Source organism: Microbacterium allomyrinae (assembly GCF_020682705.1).
In the GTDB taxonomy this organism is placed as follows: Bacteria; Actinomycetota; Actinomycetes; order Actinomycetales; family Microbacteriaceae; genus Microbacterium; species Microbacterium allomyrinae.
The window spans coordinates 1-15,670 of sequence record NZ_JAGTTN010000001.1 but is presented as its reverse complement, the minus strand read 5'-3'; the positions used below and the strand labels follow the sequence as shown (position 1 = coordinate 15,670).

The window sequence follows — 15,670 nt, the reverse complement described above, 5'->3', positions numbered from 1 at the left end:
CACACTTCGCTTCGATTGAGTTAAGGCTCTGTAACGTTTTGGCCGATCGTTTTGACCATCTCACCACCGATGCTTAGGGTTTTCCCATCCGCGCCACGTTCGGCCATGGCTGACGTGTGCGCATAAACCCTGCACAGGAGGAACAGTGAGAATGAAGCGCATCTCGGCCGCGGTGGCACTCACCGCAGTCGGCGCCCTGGCGATCTCAGGCTGCGCTGCCGGTGGCGGCGATGACAGCGGCGATGACTCCGGTCTCGTCGAAGGCTCGTCGATCACCGCAGCGTGGAACCAGGCGTTCTATTCGATGAACGGCAACACGTCGTTCGGCAACGCGACCGCGAACAACAACATCAACTACTTGGTGCTCGACGGCTTCAACTACTACAACAACACTCCCGAGCTCGTCCAGAACACCTCGTTCGGCTCGTACGAGCTCGTCAGCGAAGACCCGCTGACCGTCAAGTACACCGTCGCCGAAGACAAGAAGTGGTCCGACGGCACCGCTGTGGACGCAGCCGACCTCCTGCTCTACTGGGCTGCAGAGTCCCGTGCGCTCGACACCCCGGACTTCGACCCGGCCGACTTCACCGACCCCGACACGGGCGAGTTCACCGAAGCGTTCCCCACCGATGTCGTCTACTTCGACTCCGGTGCCACCCCGACCTCGGGCCTCGGTCTCGTGACCGAGCAGCCGGAGATCAGCGACGACAACCGCTCGGTCACCATCACGTACGACCAGCCGTTCGTGGACTGGGAGCTCACCTTCGCCACCATGGGCGAGATGCTCCCCGCGCACATCGTCGGCAAGAAGGCGCTCGGCATCGAAGACAACGACGAGGCCAAGCAGGCCGTCCTCGACGCGATCGAGGGCAACGACGCGGCCGACCTCGCGCCGATCTCGGCGTTCTGGAACGGTGGCTTCAACTTCACCGAGATGCCCGAGGACGCCGACCTGGTCGTCGCCAGCGGGCCGTACATGATCAGCGACTACGTCGCCGACCAGTACGTCACGCTCACCGCGAACCCGGAGTACACGGGGGACAACTCGGCGAACATCGAAGAGATCACGATCCGCTTCATCCCCGACCCGCTCGCCGCGGTTCAGGCGCTGGAGAACGGGGAGGTCGACATCATCCAGCCGCAGGCGACCGCCGACATCACCACGGCGCTCGAGGGCATCGAGGGCATCACGGTCGACACCAGCCTCGGTGGCACCTACGAGCACGTCGACCTGCAGTTCGACCAGGGCAAGAACCCGGAGAACATCTTCTCGAACGCGCAGGCTCGTGAGGCGTTCATGAAGGTCATCCCGCGCCAGGAGATCGTCGACACCCTCATCAAGCCGATCATCGGCGACAGCGCCATCGTGCGTAACTCGCAGATCTTCGTGCCCGGTGCCGAGGGCTATGACGAGTCCGTCGCCGCGAACGGCTCGGACGCATACGCCGACGTCGACATCGAGGGCGCCAAGGCCCTGCTCGCCGAGTCGGGTATCACCGACACCTCGGTCTGCATCCTGTACGCGTCCAACAACCCGCGTCGTGTCAACGAGTTCGCCCTGATCCAGGCTTCGGCCGCCCAGGCCGGCTTCAACGTCACGGACTGCGGCTCGGAGGAGTGGGGCGGCCTGCTCGGCACGCCCGGTGCGTACGACGCATCGCTGTTCGGCTGGCAGTCCACGAGCCTCGGGGTGACGAACTCGCTCCCGACGTTCGAGACCGGTGGCATCAACAACCTGAACTTCTACTCGAACGCAGAGGTCGATGACATCATCGCGCAGCTGAACGTCGAGTTCGACGAGCAGGCGAAGATCGACCTCCAGGTCGAGATGGACACGGCGCTCTGGTCGGACTTCTACGGAGTCACCATCTTCCAGTTCCCCGAGGTCACCGCGATCAGCGACCGCGTGACGAACGTCGAGTCCTCGATCCTCGCTCCCACGGTGTTCTGGAACGCCTGGGACTGGGAGGTCACCGGCGACTCGGAGGAGTAAATCGCCGAAACGGCTCGCGCCGAGCTCGCGCTCGGTGAGTGACCGAGGTGGGGTGCAGGTCCCCGAGGGGACCTGCACCCCACCGCGTTAGACTCCTCTCAGCGGCGGAGCACGGGGCCCGGCGTGTCGCCGGCCTCGGCTCCTGCGCTGATTCATCGATTGGCAGGCGGCCACAACATGGCTTCATTCATCATCCGGCGGTTGATCGCGTCGATCTTCGTGCTCTTCGCCGCGACGTTCCTGATGTATCTGCTCGTGTCCTTCTCGGGAGACCCCCTCGAAGACCTGCGGCAGAGCAATGCACCGAACAAAGCCGAGCTCATCGAAGCTCGCACAAAGCTTCTCAACCTCGACGTCCCCCCGCCGCTGCGCTACTTCCTGTGGCTCGGCGCTCTGTTCCGCGGCGACTTCGGCATCAGCATCCAGAATCAGCAGGTCAACGCTCTGCTGGGCAACGCGATCGCGTCGACGCTGACGCTGGTCACCACCGCCACGGTCGTCGCCATCGTCCTCGGCATCAGCGTCGGCATCATCTCGGCGCTGCGTCAGTACACCGGCTTCGACTACGGCGTCACGCTGCTGTCGTTCCTCTTCTTCTCGCTTCCGATCTTCTGGGTCGCCGTGCTGCTGAAGCAGTACGGCGCGATCCAGATGAACAACTGGCTGGCGAATCCGACGATATCCGTGCCCGTCATCCTCGGGATAGCGGTCGTCACGGGGCTGATCTGGATGTCTCTGCTCGGCGGAAAGTGGCGCCGCAGACTCACCGTCTTCGCGGTCTCGGCCGTCGCCACGGGCGCGGTGTTCACCTACCTGTCCGTCACCCAGTGGTTCGCCGATCCGAGTATCGGCATCGTGGTGTACTCGTTCCTGGCGCTCGGCATCGCCGTCGGGGTCACCGCCATCTCGACGGGGCTCCGCAACCGAAAGGCGCTCTACGCGGCGCTCATCGTCGCCGTGATCGGCATCGCACTGTACTTCCCGATGATCAACAACATCCTCAACGGGATGACGCTGTGGTTCTTCCTCCTGCTCGCGGCGATCGCCGTGGTGGTGAGCGGCGCCATCGGCTGGTTCATGGGCTCGCCGGATCGTGGCCCCGTCGTGCGCACGACGGCCATCGTCGGCTTCCTCGTCGCGGCGCTCATCGCTCTGGACAAGTACATGTCCTACTGGGAGGTCTACTCGAACTCCAGTCGCGTCCGAGGTCGTCCCATCGCGACGGTGGGCGCCTCGACACCCGGCCTCGGCGGCAACTTCTGGGTCCAGGGCATCGACCTCTACACGCACCTGCTCCTGCCGACCATCGCGATCATCCTGATCTCGTTCGCCAGCTACACGCGTTATTCGCGTGCGAGCCTGCTCGAGGTGATGAACCAGGACTACATCCGCACCGCTCGTGCAAAGGGCCTCACCCAGCGAACGGTCATCGTGCGACACGCGTTCCGAAACGCACTCATCCCGATCACCACGATCATCGCGTTCGACGTGGGCGCCATCATCGGCGGCGCCGTCGTGACCGAGACCGTCTTCGGCTGGACAGGCATGGGGCGACTGTTCGTCACAGCGCTGGACGCCCACGACCCCAACCCGGTGATGGCGTTCTTCGTCGTGACCGGAACACTGGCGGTCCTGTTCAACCTCATCGCGGACCTCGTCTACGCGGCCCTCGACCCGAGAATCAAGGTGGGCTGACATGAACGCCTCAACTGTCAACGAATCCGACGCCCGCGAGACCGAGGCGAAGGCCGAGGTCTCGATCGAGCAGAAAGAGACCGAGGGGCTCAGCCAGGGCCAGATCGTCCGTCGCCGGTTCTTCCGCCACCGGGCCGCGCTCATCTCGATCATCGTGCTGGCCTTCATCGTCATCCTCGCGTTCACCTCGGTGGGTGTGAACCTGTGGGGGTTGCGGATCCCCGGCTGGTGGCAGTACTCGTGGGACGAGATTCCCCCGAAGGTCAACAACGGCGTGCCGACGATGAGTCTGTGGCCGCTGCAGTTCGGCGACCACCCGTTCGGTCAGGACGAGGTCGGCCGCGACATCTTCGCGGTCGTGATGCGCGGAGCGCAGCAGTCGATCATGGTCATGGTGATCGCGGGCGTGGTGGCCACGATCTTCGGTGTCGTGATCGGCGCCGTCGCGGGCTTCTACGGCAAGGTCACCGACTCGGTGCTGATGCGCTTCACCGACATCATCATCACGATCCCGCTCATCGTGATCGGCTCGGTTCTCGGCAATACGTTCGGCAGCCTCGGCGCAGCCGTGCTGGGCGTCGTGATCGGCCTCTTCGCGTGGACGACGATGGCGCGGCTCGTGCGCGGCGAGTTCCTCACGCTCCGCGAGCGGGAGTTCGTCGATGCTGCTCGCGTTTCGGGAGCGCGTGATCGCCGCATCATCTTCCGGCACATCCTTCCGAACTCGGTCGGCGTCATCGTCGTGAACGCGACGCTGCTGATGGCCGGAGCGATCCTGCTGGAGTCGTCGCTGAGCTTCCTCGGATTCGGCGTGCAGTCACCCGATACGTCGCTCGGGAAGATCATCTCGGAGAACCAGGCCGCCTTCTCGACGCGGCCGTGGATCTTCTGGTGGCCCGGCATCTTCATCATCGCGATCGCGCTGTGCGTGAACTTCATCGGCGATGGACTGCGCGACGCTTTCGACCCGCGTCAGAAGAAGATGCCGAGCGAGCGGGCGATGGCTCGCGCCGGGCGTGCGAAGGGGCCGATGGCTCCGGTCATCGACACGACGCCGTCCACCGACGCACCGAGTGTGACGGTGGGAATGCAGACGGCCTACACGGGCGATGTCGTGAACTTCAACGACCCGCGTCCCGAAGAGCCCGGCGACGTGCAGCACAAGCCTCTCGATCCGGAGCGATGATCGTGCTGCTAGACCAGCAGGCCGATCGCCGTCGCCGCGGCGAGCACCACGATCGCAGCGATCGTGGCCCAGTGCCACGTCACGGTCGCCGCCTCTGGATCCACTCCGCTCGCGAATGCTCCGGCATCGCGCAGCTGCTCCCAGCGGCCTCGGATGAGCTGGGCCAGATTGCCGGTGGGAGTGCTGATGGCATCGGCGGGGCGGAGCTCCCCGGAACTGCCTCGGGCCGTTTCGCCGATGCCGTCGAAATCTTTGGGAGCGAGGCCCAGGATGCGGTGCCTGCTGGGCGCCGGCGCCGCCCACGCCGACACGCGGCCCTGCGCCGTGTGCAGCGTGAGCGAGTAGCGGGTGTCGATCGAGACGATCGACGGCCAGGGCACGAAGTGGGTGCGCAGGACGTTCTCGACGGTGATGCCGTGTTCCTGCACACGCAGGCTCGGACGCCAGAAGAGTGCCCACACCACCACCGCGGCGAGCAGGATCGGCCAGACGTAGCGCAGCGCCGAGAGCGGGTCCGACCAGATGAGGGCGACCACGCCGAGCGCGCACACCACGACGGTCACGACAGCGAGGGTGCGGCCGAAGGCCGGCCGGTAGAGGACCTCCTGGAACGACATGACTTCAAGCTTCGCAGATGGGACACCACGAAATGACTGACACGACGGGCATCGCCGCCGAGATCTCGGCGGCGCATGAATCCCTTCCGGAGATGATCCTCGAGGTCGACACCCTCGGAGTCGAGTTCTGGGTCGACGGGGAGTTCTACCCCGCGGCGATCGACATGAATTACGAGGTCCGCCGCGGCGAGGTCCTCGCGATCGTGGGCGAGTCGGGCTCGGGCAAGAGCACGAGCTCGATGGCGCTGCTGGGGCTCCTGCCGGAGAACGCGCGCGTCACCGGATCGATCAAGCTCCTCGGCCGCGAGTTGCGTGGTGCCGACGACGCGACGCTGCGTTCGCTGCGAGGCAATGAGATCGCGGTGATCTTCCAGGAACCGATGACGGCGCTCAACCCGGTGTACACCATCGGCTTCCAGATCATGGAGTCGCTGCGCTCGCACGATCGATCGCTTTCGCCGAGCCAGGCCAAGGCGCGTGCGATCGAGCTGCTCACGATGGTCGAGATGCCGACCCCTGAGCAGTCCTTCCTCAAGTACCCGCACCAGCTCTCGGGCGGCCAGCGTCAGCGCGCGATGATCGCCCAGTCGATCTCGTGCGACCCGTTGCTGCTCATCGCCGACGAACCCACGACGGCACTCGACGTCACGGTGCAGGCCGAAGTCCTCGATCTGCTGCGCAACCTCCACAAACGCCTCGATTCGGCGATCATCCTCATCACTCACGACATGGGCGTGGTCGCAGACCTGGCCGATCGCATCATGGTGATGAAGAACGGCATCGTGGTCGAATCCGGGTCGGTGGAGACGATCTTCCACGACCCGAAGCATCCGTATACGCAGCAGCTGCTCGCGTCCGTGCCGCACCTCGGTCTGGGCGTGCTCGAGACGGCGGAGGACGTCGCGGCCGAGGTCGTCACCGAGACCTCGACCGTTCCTGCGGTGTCTGCGATCCGCGAGCGCGCGACCGAGGCGGCGGACGAGATCATCGAGACGCGCACACCGGTTCTCAGCTTCGAGGACGTCTCGATCGAGTACCCCAAGCGCGGGCGGATCCCGGCGTTCCGGGCGGCCGAGCATATCGATCTCGCCATCTACCCCGGCGAGATCGTCGGTCTCGTGGGCGAGTCGGGATCGGGCAAGACGACCCTCGGTCGTTCGGCCATCGGCCTGCTTCCGATCGCCGAGGGCAAGCTGACCGCTGTCGGCACCGACATCTCCAACGCCACCCAGAAAGAGCTGTTCGCGATTCGCCGCAGGACCGGCATCGTGTTCCAGGATCCGGCGTCGTCGCTCAACCCGCGCATGCCCATCGGCCAGTCGATCGGCGAGCCGATCCTGCTCGCCGGGATCGCCAAGGGCAAGAACCTCGACAAGCGGGTCGAGGAGCTGCTCCGCCAGGTGGAGCTGCCGTCGTCGTACCGCAACCGCTTCCCGCACGAGCTGTCGGGCGGTCAGCGCCAGCGCGTCGGAATCGCGCGAGCGCTCGCGCTCGCGCCCGAGCTCCTCGTCGCCGACGAGCCGACGTCCGCGCTCGACGTGTCGGTGCAGGCACGCTTCCTCGACCTGCTGCAGGAGCTTCAGCAGCAGCTGCAGTTCGCGTGCCTGTTCATCAGCCACGACCTCGCGGTGGTCGACATCCTCGCCCATCGCATCGCGGTGATGCACCACGGAAAGCTCGTGGAGACCGGCACCCGCGACCAGATCCTGCGCGGTGCGAAGGACCCGTACACGCAGCGCCTGATCGCCGCGGTCCCGGTGCCCAATCCGGAAGAGCAGAAGGTCCGCCGCGAGGCCCGCGCGGCCCTGCTGCAGAGCACCGGAGCCCGCGCCGAGAGCTGATCCGCACCCTCCGCAACCGTGTGCCGTCCGGGTTCTCCCGGGCGGCACACGTGCATGAGGGAGGATGCTCAGGGTCTCCCGGTAGACTGGGGCGGCCGGCATCCCGGCTCCCTCCCTCTTTCGCAAGGACATTTCCATGGCGCACGCCTTCCGCTCCGACCTGCGCAACGTCGCGATCGTCGCCCACGTCGACCATGGCAAGACCACCCTCGTGGATGCCATGCTCCGTCAGACCGGCTCTTTCGGCTCGCACGAGCACATGGAAGAACGAGCCATGGACTCGAACGATCTCGAGCGCGAGAAGGGCATCACGATCCTCGCCAAGAACACCGCGATCACCTACAGCGGTGTGCACAGCGATGTTCCCGTGACGATCAACGTCATCGACACCCCCGGCCACGCCGACTTCGGCGGCGAGGTCGAGCGCGGCCTGTCGATGGTCGACGGTGTCGTGCTTCTCGTCGATGCCAGCGAGGGTCCGCTGCCGCAGACCCGCTTCGTGCTGCGCAAGGCGCTCGAGGCGAAGCTTCCGGTCATCCTGCTGGTCAACAAGACCGATCGCCCCGACGCGCGTATCGCTGAGGTCGAAGAAGAAGCGCACGACCTTCTGCTCGGACTCGCGTCCGATCTCGTCGACGATGTGCCCGATCTCGACGTCGACGCGCTGCTCGATGTGCCCGTGGTCTATGCGTCCGGCCGCGCCGGCGCCGCGTCCGCCAACCGCCCCGAGAACGGTTCGCTGCCCGACAACGACGATCTCGAGCCGCTGTTCGACGCGATCCTCAAGCACGTGCCCGCGCCGGCGTACGACGACGAGGCTCCGCTGCAGGCGTGGGTCACGAACCTCGACTCCAGCCCGTTCCTCGGCCGTCTCGCGCTGCTGCGCATCTTCAACGGCACGCTCAAGAAGGGCCAGACCGTGGCGTGGGTGCGTGCCGATGGCACCACCAGCAACGCGCGTGTCACCGAGCTGCTCAAGACCCGCGCTCTCGACCGCTACCCCGCGGAGAGCGCCGGCCCCGGCGACATCGTCGCCATCGCGGGCTTCGAGGACATCACGATCGGCGAGACCATCGCCGACCCCAACGACGTGCGCCCGTTGAAGGCGATCAAGGTCGACGACCCGGCGATCTCGATGACCATCGGCACCAACACGAGCCCGCTGGTCGGCAAGGTCAAGGGGCACAAGCTCACCGCGCGCATGGTCAAGGACCGCCTCGACCGCGAGCTGATCGGCAACGTCTCGCTCAACGTGGTCGACATCGGGCGTCCCGACGCGTGGGAGGTGCAGGGCCGCGGCGAGCTTGCTCTGGCCATCCTCGTCGAGAACATGCGTCGCGAGGGCTTCGAGCTCACCGTCGGCAAGCCGCAGGTGGTCACGAAGAAGGTCGACGGCAAGACGTACGAGCCGTTCGAGCACCTCACGATCGATGCCCCCGAGGAATACCTCGGCGCGATCACGCAGCTGCTCGCCGCCCGCAAGGGACGCATGGACAACATGAGCAACCACGGCACCGGCTGGGTGCGCATGGAGTTCGTCGTTCCGTCGCGCGGCCTCATCGGATTCCGCACCGAGTTCCTCACCACCACCCGCGGCACCGGTATCGCGAATGCGATCTCCCACGGCTACGAGCCCTGGGCCGGTCACATCGTGACTCGTCAGAACGGCTCGATCGTCGCCGACCGCACCGGTGTGGTCACCCCCTTCGCGATCATCGCCCTCCAGGAGCGCATGTCGTTCTTCGTCCAGCCGACTCAGGAGGTCTACGAGGGCATGGTCATCGGCGAGAACTCGCGCGCCGACGACATGGACGTGAACATCACCAAGGAGAAGAAGCTCACCAACATGCGTGCGGCGAGCTCCGACACCTTCGAGTCGATGACGCCCCCGCGTCAGCTCTCGCTCGAAGAGAGCCTCGAGTTCGCCCGCGACGACGAATGCGTCGAGGTCACTCCCGAGGTCGTTCGCATCCGCAAGGTGAACCTCGACGCCACCGAGCGCGCTCGCGCGACCGCGCGGCTGAAGCGCCAGGACGCCAACGCGTAACGAAGACGATCGGATGCCGTGACCCGGCGCCTTTCCTGGCGCGGGTCGCGGCATCCGTGTTTCATCTCCCACCCGCTCTCGACGGCGGGAGGAGTTCCCGCGCCCGCAACGCCCAGATGGCAGGGATCGGGCCACCCATGGCGTATCGGACGGCGGCCCGCAGCGTAGTCGCTCGGTAGCATCGAGCAGGTGAGCCTGGATCCGCACTTCGATGACGCGCATGCGGCGGGCGAGGGTCGCAGGGCGACGCGCGAGGGGCTGGGCGTGGCGCTCGCGACCAGCGCCTACGGCATCTCTTTCGGGGCACTCGCCGTGGCATCCGGTCTCGACGTCTGGCAGACCTGCGTGATGAGCCTCCTCATGTTCACCGGCGGCTCGCAGTTCGCGTTCGTCGGGGTCGTGGGCGCAGGCGGGCTGGCGGCCGCGGGGTCGGCGATCGCCTCGGCAGGGCTGCTCGGGGTACGCAACGTCGCCTACGGCATGCGCATGTCGCCCGTGATCGGCGCGGGATTCTGGCGCAGGGCCGCCGCGGCCCAGTTCACGATCGACGAATCGACCGCGGTATCGCTCGCCCAGCGGACGCGCCACGCGCGCACTCTCGGATTCTGGGTGACGGGCATCGGCATCTATGTGGGCTGGAATCTGTCGACACTCGCGGGAGCCCTTCTGGGCGACGTGCTCGGCGACCCGCGCGCGTACGGTCTCGATGCCGCCGCGGCGGCCGCATTCCTCGCGCTGCTGTGGCCGCGACTGCGTGCGCGCCAGCCGATCGTCGTGGGCGTCGCCGCGGCGGTCGTGGCGACCATCCTGACTCCGGTGCTCATGCCGGGTCTCCCGGTGATCATCGCCGCCGTGGTGGCCGTGGTCGTGGGTTGGTTCAACTGGTTCGGCGCCGGCCGCCCCGCTCAGGGAGTGGGCGAGCCGGGGGAGCCCGACGACGTCCCGGAACGGGAGGGGATGCCGTGACCATGTGGACGGCGGTGCTCGTGGCGTCCATCATCTGCGTGGCGCTGAAGACGGTGGGGTATCTGATCCCGCCGAAGTGGGTCGAGGCCCCGCGGCCTATGCGGATCGCCGACCTGCTGACGGTGGCGCTGCTGGCAGCCCTCGTCGCCGTTCAGACGCTCGGCGCGGGGCAGGCGGTCGTCGTCGACGCGCGGGTGCCGGCTGTCCTCGTCGCGGCGGGCCTGCTGCTGCTGCGTGCGCCCTTCCTCGTGGTGGTCGTGGCCGCGGCTCTCGTGGCGGCGCTGCTGCGGTTGTGGGGCTGGGCGTACTGACGCTCGACAAGCGGACACGCGAGGGACGCGAGGCACGGGTCCCCGCGCCGGGGCAGCGGCGAGTGGCCGCGAGTAGAGTCGAGGGGTGCGCTCCTCCGTTCCCGCCCGCATCGGCACCTGGCTCATCGCGCTGCTCGTGGGGCTGGTCTATGGTCTTGCGGCGACCATCGCCCACGCGTACTCGATCGGATGGTTCCCGCTCGGCCTCGTCCTCGCGGTCGTCGGGTGCGCGGCGCTGCTGATGGCCGTTCGGCTGCTCACCTCCGACCGCTGGGCGACACTCGCCACCGGTCTCGGCCTGATGCTGACGACACTGGTCTTCTCGGGCAGCGGACCCGGCGGGTCGGTCATCGTCCCCCAGACCGGACTCGCGGTCGTTTGGACGTTCGCGGTGCCGATCCTGGTCGCCGTGGCGGTCGCCTGGCCCGAGCGCCTGCGTCCGGCCGCCTGAGCGTCCTCCGGGCGACGCCCGTTCCGGCGCGCAACTAGACTGGGCTCGTGACGTATGTGATCGCCCTTCCCTGTGTGGACGTGAAGGACCGCGCCTGCATCGACGAGTGCCCCGTGGACTGCATCTACGAGGGCGACCGCTCGTTGTACATCCACCCCGACGAGTGCGTCGACTGCGGGGCATGCGAGCCGGTGTGCCCGGTCGAGGCGATCTACTACGAGGACGACCTGCCCGACGAGTGGCAGGACTACTACAAGGCCAACGTCGAGTTCTTCGACGATGTGGGCTCGCCCGGCGGTGCCGCAAAGGTCGGCGTGATCCACAAGGATCACCCGATCATCGCCGAACTCCCGCCCCAGGAACACTGACGTGGGGGTCGCTGACCTCGCCGACTATCCCTGGGACGCGGTCGCGCCCTATGCCGCGAGAGCTCGAGCCCATGCAGACGGTCTGGTAGATCTGTCGATCGGCTCGCCGGTCGATCCCACCCCGTCCGTCGTCGCCGATGCGCTGCGCGCAGCGACAGACGCGCATGCCTACCCGCAGACGGTGGGAACCCCGGCGCTGCGGGCGGCTATCGCCGAGTGGTACGACCGTCGTCGCGGCGTCCCTGGACTGACCCCCGACCACGTGCTGCCCACCGTCGGTTCGAAAGAACTGGTCGCGCTTCTTCCCCTGCTGCTCGGACTCGGTCCCGGCGACATCGTCGTCCATCCTCGCGCGGCGTACCCGACCTACGAGGTGGGGGCGCGGCTGGTCGGCGCCACCCCTGTCGCCGCCGACGACCCCGCCGACTGGCCCGAAGGAACGAAGCTCGTCTGGGTGAACTCGCCGGGCAATCCCGATGGCCGAGTCCTCGACATCGACGCGCTGGGCACGGCGCTCGCGCGGGCGCGGCAGCTGGGTGCGGTTCTCGCCTCGGACGAGTGCTACGCCGAGCTCGGATGGGACGCCCCGTGGGACGCTGATCCCGTGCCTTCGGCGCTGGATCCCCGCATCACCGCGGGTGACCTGCGCGGCATCCTGTCGGTGTACTCGCTGAGCAAGCAGTCGAACCTCGCGGGCTACCGTGCGGCATTCCTCGCCGGCGATCCTGCACTGGTCGCCCGGCTTCTCACCGCGCGCAAGCATCTGGGCCTCATGCTTCCGCTTCCTGTGCAGTCGGCGATGGTCGCCGCTCTCGGCGACGACGCCCATGTCGCCAGGCAGAGAGAGCTCTACCACCGGCGCCGCGAGGTGCTGAAGCCTGCGGTCGAGGCCGCCGGATTCCGCATCGAGAGGAGCGAGGCCGGGCTCTACCTGTGGGCGACAGAGGGGCGTGACGCGTGGGAGAGCATCGGCAGACTCGCCGATCTCGGGATCCTCGCCGGCCCCGGCCACTTCTACGGCACGCACTTCCCGCAGCACGTGCGGCTGTCGCTCACGGCGACGGATGAACGCATCGCTGCGGCGGCGGCTCGACTGCGCGCGAGTAACACGCTCGCCTCGTGAGGATTCCTCCATCGGATGCGGCATCCCTTTGGCCGTGTCAGCAGTAGGCGTGGCCGCACACTAGGCTGTAGGACGCGGCGGTACGGCATCATCCGTCCCCGCTCCTCGTTCGAATCGGCGCCTTCACGGCATCGCCAGAGCGGGACGACACCCCCGGCACGACCAGAAATCGCGAGGAGGCGCCGTGAGCGACGCGGGCACCCAGCAGGAGAAGGCCACCCTCACGATCGGTGACAGGACCGCCGAGTTCCCGCTGTTGCGGGGCACCGACGGATCGCCGAGCGTGGACATCTCGAGTTTCACGCGGCAGACAGGTCACACGGCGCTCGACTACGGTTTCGTCAATACGGCCGCGACCAAGTCCGCGGTCACCTACATCGATGGGGATCAGGGCATTCTGCGCTATCGCGGGTACCCGATCGAGCAGCTGGCGACGAACAGCACCTACCTCGAGGTCGCGTGGCTGCTCATCTACGGCGAGCTGCCGAGTGCCGATGAGCTCGCCGAGTTCGACGACAAGATCCGCAGGCACACGCTGCTGCACGAGGATCTCAAGCGCTTCTTCTCCGCGCTCCCTCACACGGCGCACCCAATGTCGGTTCTCTCATCGGCCGTCTCGGCGCTGTCGACCTATTACGAGCACCAGTCAGACCCGAACAATCCCGAGCACGTCGAGCTGAACACGATCCGGATGCTCGCGAAGCTCCCCGTGATCGCCGCCTACGCGCACAAGAAGAGCATCGGTCAGGCGTTCCTGTACCCCGACAACTCGCTCGGCTTCGTCGACAACTTCCTGAAGCTCAACTTCGGGGTGCTGTCCGAGGTCTACGAGGTCAACCCCGTGATGTCCCGTGCGCTCGAGCGCCTGCTGATCCTGCACGAGGATCATGAGCAGAACGCCTCGACGTCGACCGTGCGGCTGGTCGGATCGACGGGGGCGAACCAGTTCTCGTCGATCTCGGCGGGCATCAACGCCCTCTACGGACCGCTGCACGGGGGCGCCAACGAGGCCGTGCTCGACATGCTGGCGCGCATCCGCGACTCGGGCGAGAGCGTTCAGCGCTTCGTCGAGCGCGTCAAGAACAAAGAAGACGGCGTGAAGCTCATGGGCTTCGGGCATCGGGTCTACAAGAACTACGACCCGCGCGCCAAGCTCGTAAAAGAGTCCGCCGACGAGGTGCTCACCGCGCTCGGCGTCAGCGATCCGCTGCTCGATCTCGCCAAGGAACTCGAAGAGATCGCGCTTAACGACGCATACTTCCAGGACCGTCGCCTCTACCCGAACGTCGACTTCTACACGGGCGTGATCTACAAAGCGATGGGTTTCCCCACGCGCATGTTCACGGTGCTGTTCGCGATCGGCCGCCTTCCCGGCTGGCTCGCGCAGTGGCGCGAGGCGGGGAGCGACCCGCAGACCAAGATCGGCCGCCCCCAGCAGCTGTACGTCGGCTCACCCGAACGCCAGTATCCCGGCGTTTGACGCGCGAGCCCAGACCTCGCCGCGCGACGCCTCCGGCGATCGGCGTCCTAGGCCAAGGACGTGGAAACGGCCCGGATCGATCATCGATCCGGGCCGTTCGCATTTTCCTCAGGCGTGCAGTGCGTCGTTGAGCGTGACGCCGACGCCGGCGCGGCGGACCGCCTCGACGGCGCCCGTCAGCGAGTTGCGCCGCAACAGGAGTCCGTCGCGGCCCGACAGCTCGCCGCCCTTGACGACCGGGCGGCGCCCGTCGGCGAGCGGAGCCTCGTCGGCGAGGACGATCTTCGTGCCCGCGGTGACGTAGAGTCCCGCTTCGACGACGCAGTCGTCTCCGAGCGAGATGCCGATCCCGGCGTTCGCGCCCAGAAGCGTCCGTGCTCCGACCGACACCTTGTGCGTGCCCCCGCCGGAGAGGGTGCCCATGATCGATGCGCCGCCGCCGATGTCGCTGCCGTCGCCGACGACGACGCCCTGTGAGACGCGACCCTCGACCATGCTCTGCCCGAGAGTTCCGGCGTTGAAGTTCACGAAGCCCTCGTGCATGACGGTCGTTCCGGGGGAGAGGTACGCCCCGAGGCGCACGCGCGAGGCATCCGCGATCCGAACTCCCGGCGGCGTGACGTAGTCCAGCAGGCGGGGGAACTTGTCCAGCCCCTGCACCTGGATGCCTTCACGCGCGAGGAACGGGCGCAGCCGGGTGACAGCATCCGGATGCATCGGGCCGGCGCTCGTCCACGCGACATTCGGCAGGTGGCCGAAGATCCCATCGAGGTTCAGCTCGTTGGGTGCGACGATGCGGTGCGAAAGGGCGTGCAGGCGCAGGTACGCGTCCGGGGTAGACGCGGGCGGAGCGTCGAGATCGACCTCGGTCGCGACGATTTCGACGGTGACGGCGCGACGCGGGTCGGCGACAGCGAGGTGGTCGAGCTCATCGGCCGCCACCTGGGGATCGAACCCCAGCGGGATGCGCCCGTGAGCGGGGGAGGGGAACCAGCTGTCCAGCACGGTTCCGTCATCTGCCAGTGTCGCGAGGCCGACGCCCCACACCCATCGTTCTTCGGTCATGCCGTCAACGCTAGCGCTGCGACGTCGTCTCGCGGGGCGTGGTGTCTCTTCGGCCCGGGTGACGCCGGATCAGCGGATGCCGCGACACGCGAATCTGCCGTGACCTGGGGTTCTCGAGCGTGGCGAGTGGTCTGGAGTGGGTGCGACACGCCCGGGGTGTGGTGTGGATTGGACGGGATGGTGGTTCCCGCGTAACTTATTACTTGTTCGCCCCACAGGGAGTCGGAGAGGCTGAGAGCCTTACCCCCCTCAAGCGGAGAACAACCTCCCTTTTCTTATCACCTCATTGAGGTGGCTGACCTTCGGGTCTAGACTGGGAGTCTTCCTCTCGGAACCGCGGTCGTCGATCGTTGCTGGGTTGCCTTCGGGTGCTGGCGCGCTGATTTGACAGACGGGGCGAGATGGATAAGATAGTGAAGTTGCCCTGCGGGTCTGGCTGAGAGGCTGGGTTGGTGGGTGCGTCCGATCCTTGAGAACTCAACAGCGTGCACTTGTCAAATGCCAAAAAACCTCGTGGCTAGCTTCGG

General features: G+C 66.8%; 13 protein-coding genes. 11 read left to right on the top strand and 2 right to left on the bottom strand.

Features of this window, described 5'->3' with window-relative positions; genetic code table 11:
* The first annotated feature begins 151 nt into the window (after positions 1-151).
* The 3 genes from KEC57_RS00065 (at position 152) to KEC57_RS00055 (ending at position 4,874) form a co-directional block, all read left to right on the top strand.
* The gene (locus KEC57_RS00065) at positions 152-1,993 is read left to right on the top strand and encodes an ABC transporter family substrate-binding protein (RefSeq protein ID WP_229382486.1); all 1,842 of its coding nucleotides are present in this window, start codon (positions 152-154) and stop codon (positions 1,991-1,993) included.
* A 177-nt stretch (positions 1,994-2,170) separates the two neighbouring features.
* Entirely contained in the window at positions 2,171-3,688 is a 1,518-nt protein-coding gene (locus tag KEC57_RS00060; RefSeq protein WP_229382485.1) for an ABC transporter permease, read from the top strand.
* Between the two features lies 1 nt (position 3,689).
* Positions 3,690-4,874 (top strand): ABC transporter permease, encoded by a 1,185-nt coding sequence (locus KEC57_RS00055; protein WP_229382484.1) that lies wholly within the window; start codon positions 3,690-3,692, stop codon positions 4,872-4,874.
* Positions 4,875-4,882: 8 nt separating this feature from the next.
* Here the strand turns inward: KEC57_RS00055 and KEC57_RS00050 are convergent, their stop codons facing one another.
* Positions 4,883-5,491, bottom strand: a complete 609-nt coding sequence (locus KEC57_RS00050; protein ID WP_229382483.1) for a PH domain-containing protein — start codon at positions 5,489-5,491, stop codon at positions 4,883-4,885.
* A gap of 32 nt (positions 5,492-5,523) precedes the next feature.
* Between KEC57_RS00050 and KEC57_RS00045 the strand changes: the two genes are divergently transcribed.
* The 8 genes from KEC57_RS00045 (at position 5,524) to KEC57_RS00010 (ending at position 14,078) form a co-directional block, all read left to right on the top strand.
* A complete protein-coding gene (locus KEC57_RS00045) occupies positions 5,524-7,332 on the top strand; it encodes a dipeptide ABC transporter ATP-binding protein (protein ID WP_229382482.1) in 1,809 nt (602 codons plus the stop codon).
* Between the two features lie 136 nt (positions 7,333-7,468).
* On the top strand, positions 7,469-9,379 hold the full coding sequence (gene typA, locus KEC57_RS00040) for a translational GTPase TypA (protein WP_229382481.1): 1,911 nt from the start codon (positions 7,469-7,471) through the stop codon (positions 9,377-9,379).
* A 189-nt stretch (positions 9,380-9,568) separates the two neighbouring features.
* Positions 9,569-10,345, top strand: a complete 777-nt coding sequence (locus KEC57_RS00035; RefSeq protein WP_229382480.1) for an AzlC family ABC transporter permease — start codon at positions 9,569-9,571, stop codon at positions 10,343-10,345.
* Complete coding sequence (locus KEC57_RS00030) at positions 10,342-10,656, top strand: AzlD domain-containing protein (protein WP_229382479.1); 315 nt, start codon at positions 10,342-10,344, stop codon at positions 10,654-10,656. Before KEC57_RS00035 ends, KEC57_RS00030 begins: the two co-directional genes overlap by 4 nt.
* Before the next feature lie 85 nt (positions 10,657-10,741).
* Positions 10,742-11,107 carry a DUF6113 family protein gene (locus KEC57_RS00025; RefSeq protein WP_229382478.1) on the top strand — a complete coding sequence of 122 codons (366 nt, stop codon included), beginning with the start codon at positions 10,742-10,744 and terminating at the stop codon, positions 11,105-11,107.
* 47 nt (positions 11,108-11,154) lie between these two features.
* Positions 11,155-11,475: a ferredoxin gene (gene fdxA / locus KEC57_RS00020; protein ID WP_229382477.1), complete on the top strand. Its 321-nt coding sequence runs from the start codon at positions 11,155-11,157 to the stop codon at positions 11,473-11,475.
* Position 11,476: 1 nt separating this feature from the next.
* Positions 11,477-12,598, top strand: a complete 1,122-nt coding sequence (gene dapC, locus KEC57_RS00015; RefSeq protein WP_229382476.1) for a succinyldiaminopimelate transaminase — start codon at positions 11,477-11,479, stop codon at positions 12,596-12,598.
* 184 nt (positions 12,599-12,782) lie between these two features.
* Positions 12,783-14,078 carry a citrate synthase gene (locus tag KEC57_RS00010; protein WP_229382475.1) on the top strand — a complete coding sequence of 432 codons (1,296 nt, stop codon included), beginning with the start codon at positions 12,783-12,785 and terminating at the stop codon, positions 14,076-14,078.
* A gap of 108 nt (positions 14,079-14,186) precedes the next feature.
* Here the strand turns inward: KEC57_RS00010 and dapD are convergent, their stop codons facing one another.
* Positions 14,187-15,143, bottom strand: a complete 957-nt coding sequence (gene dapD, locus KEC57_RS00005) for a 2,3,4,5-tetrahydropyridine-2,6-dicarboxylate N-succinyltransferase (RefSeq protein ID WP_229382474.1) — start codon at positions 15,141-15,143, stop codon at positions 14,187-14,189.
* Positions 15,144-15,670 lie beyond the last annotated feature (527 nt).

Excerpts from the sequence above, each read along its gene's own strand:
- KEC57_RS00045 (WP_229382482.1), top strand. The coding sequence starts at position 5,524 with ATGACTGACACGACGGGCATCGCCGCCGAGATCTCGGCGGCGCATGAA.
- KEC57_RS00050 (WP_229382483.1), bottom strand. The coding sequence starts at position 5,491 with ATGTCGTTCCAGGAGGTCCTCTACCGGCCGGCCTTCGGCCGCACCCTC.
- dapD (WP_229382474.1), bottom strand. The coding sequence starts at position 15,143 with ATGACCGAAGAACGATGGGTGTGGGGCGTCGGCCTCGCGACACTGGCA.
- KEC57_RS00055 (WP_229382484.1), top strand. The coding sequence starts at position 3,690 with ATGAACGCCTCAACTGTCAACGAATCCGACGCCCGCGAGACCGAGGCG.
- KEC57_RS00065 (WP_229382486.1), top strand. The coding sequence starts at position 152 with ATGAAGCGCATCTCGGCCGCGGTGGCACTCACCGCAGTCGGCGCCCTG.
- typA (WP_229382481.1), top strand. The coding sequence starts at position 7,469 with ATGGCGCACGCCTTCCGCTCCGACCTGCGCAACGTCGCGATCGTCGCC.
- KEC57_RS00060 (WP_229382485.1), top strand. The coding sequence starts at position 2,171 with ATGGCTTCATTCATCATCCGGCGGTTGATCGCGTCGATCTTCGTGCTC.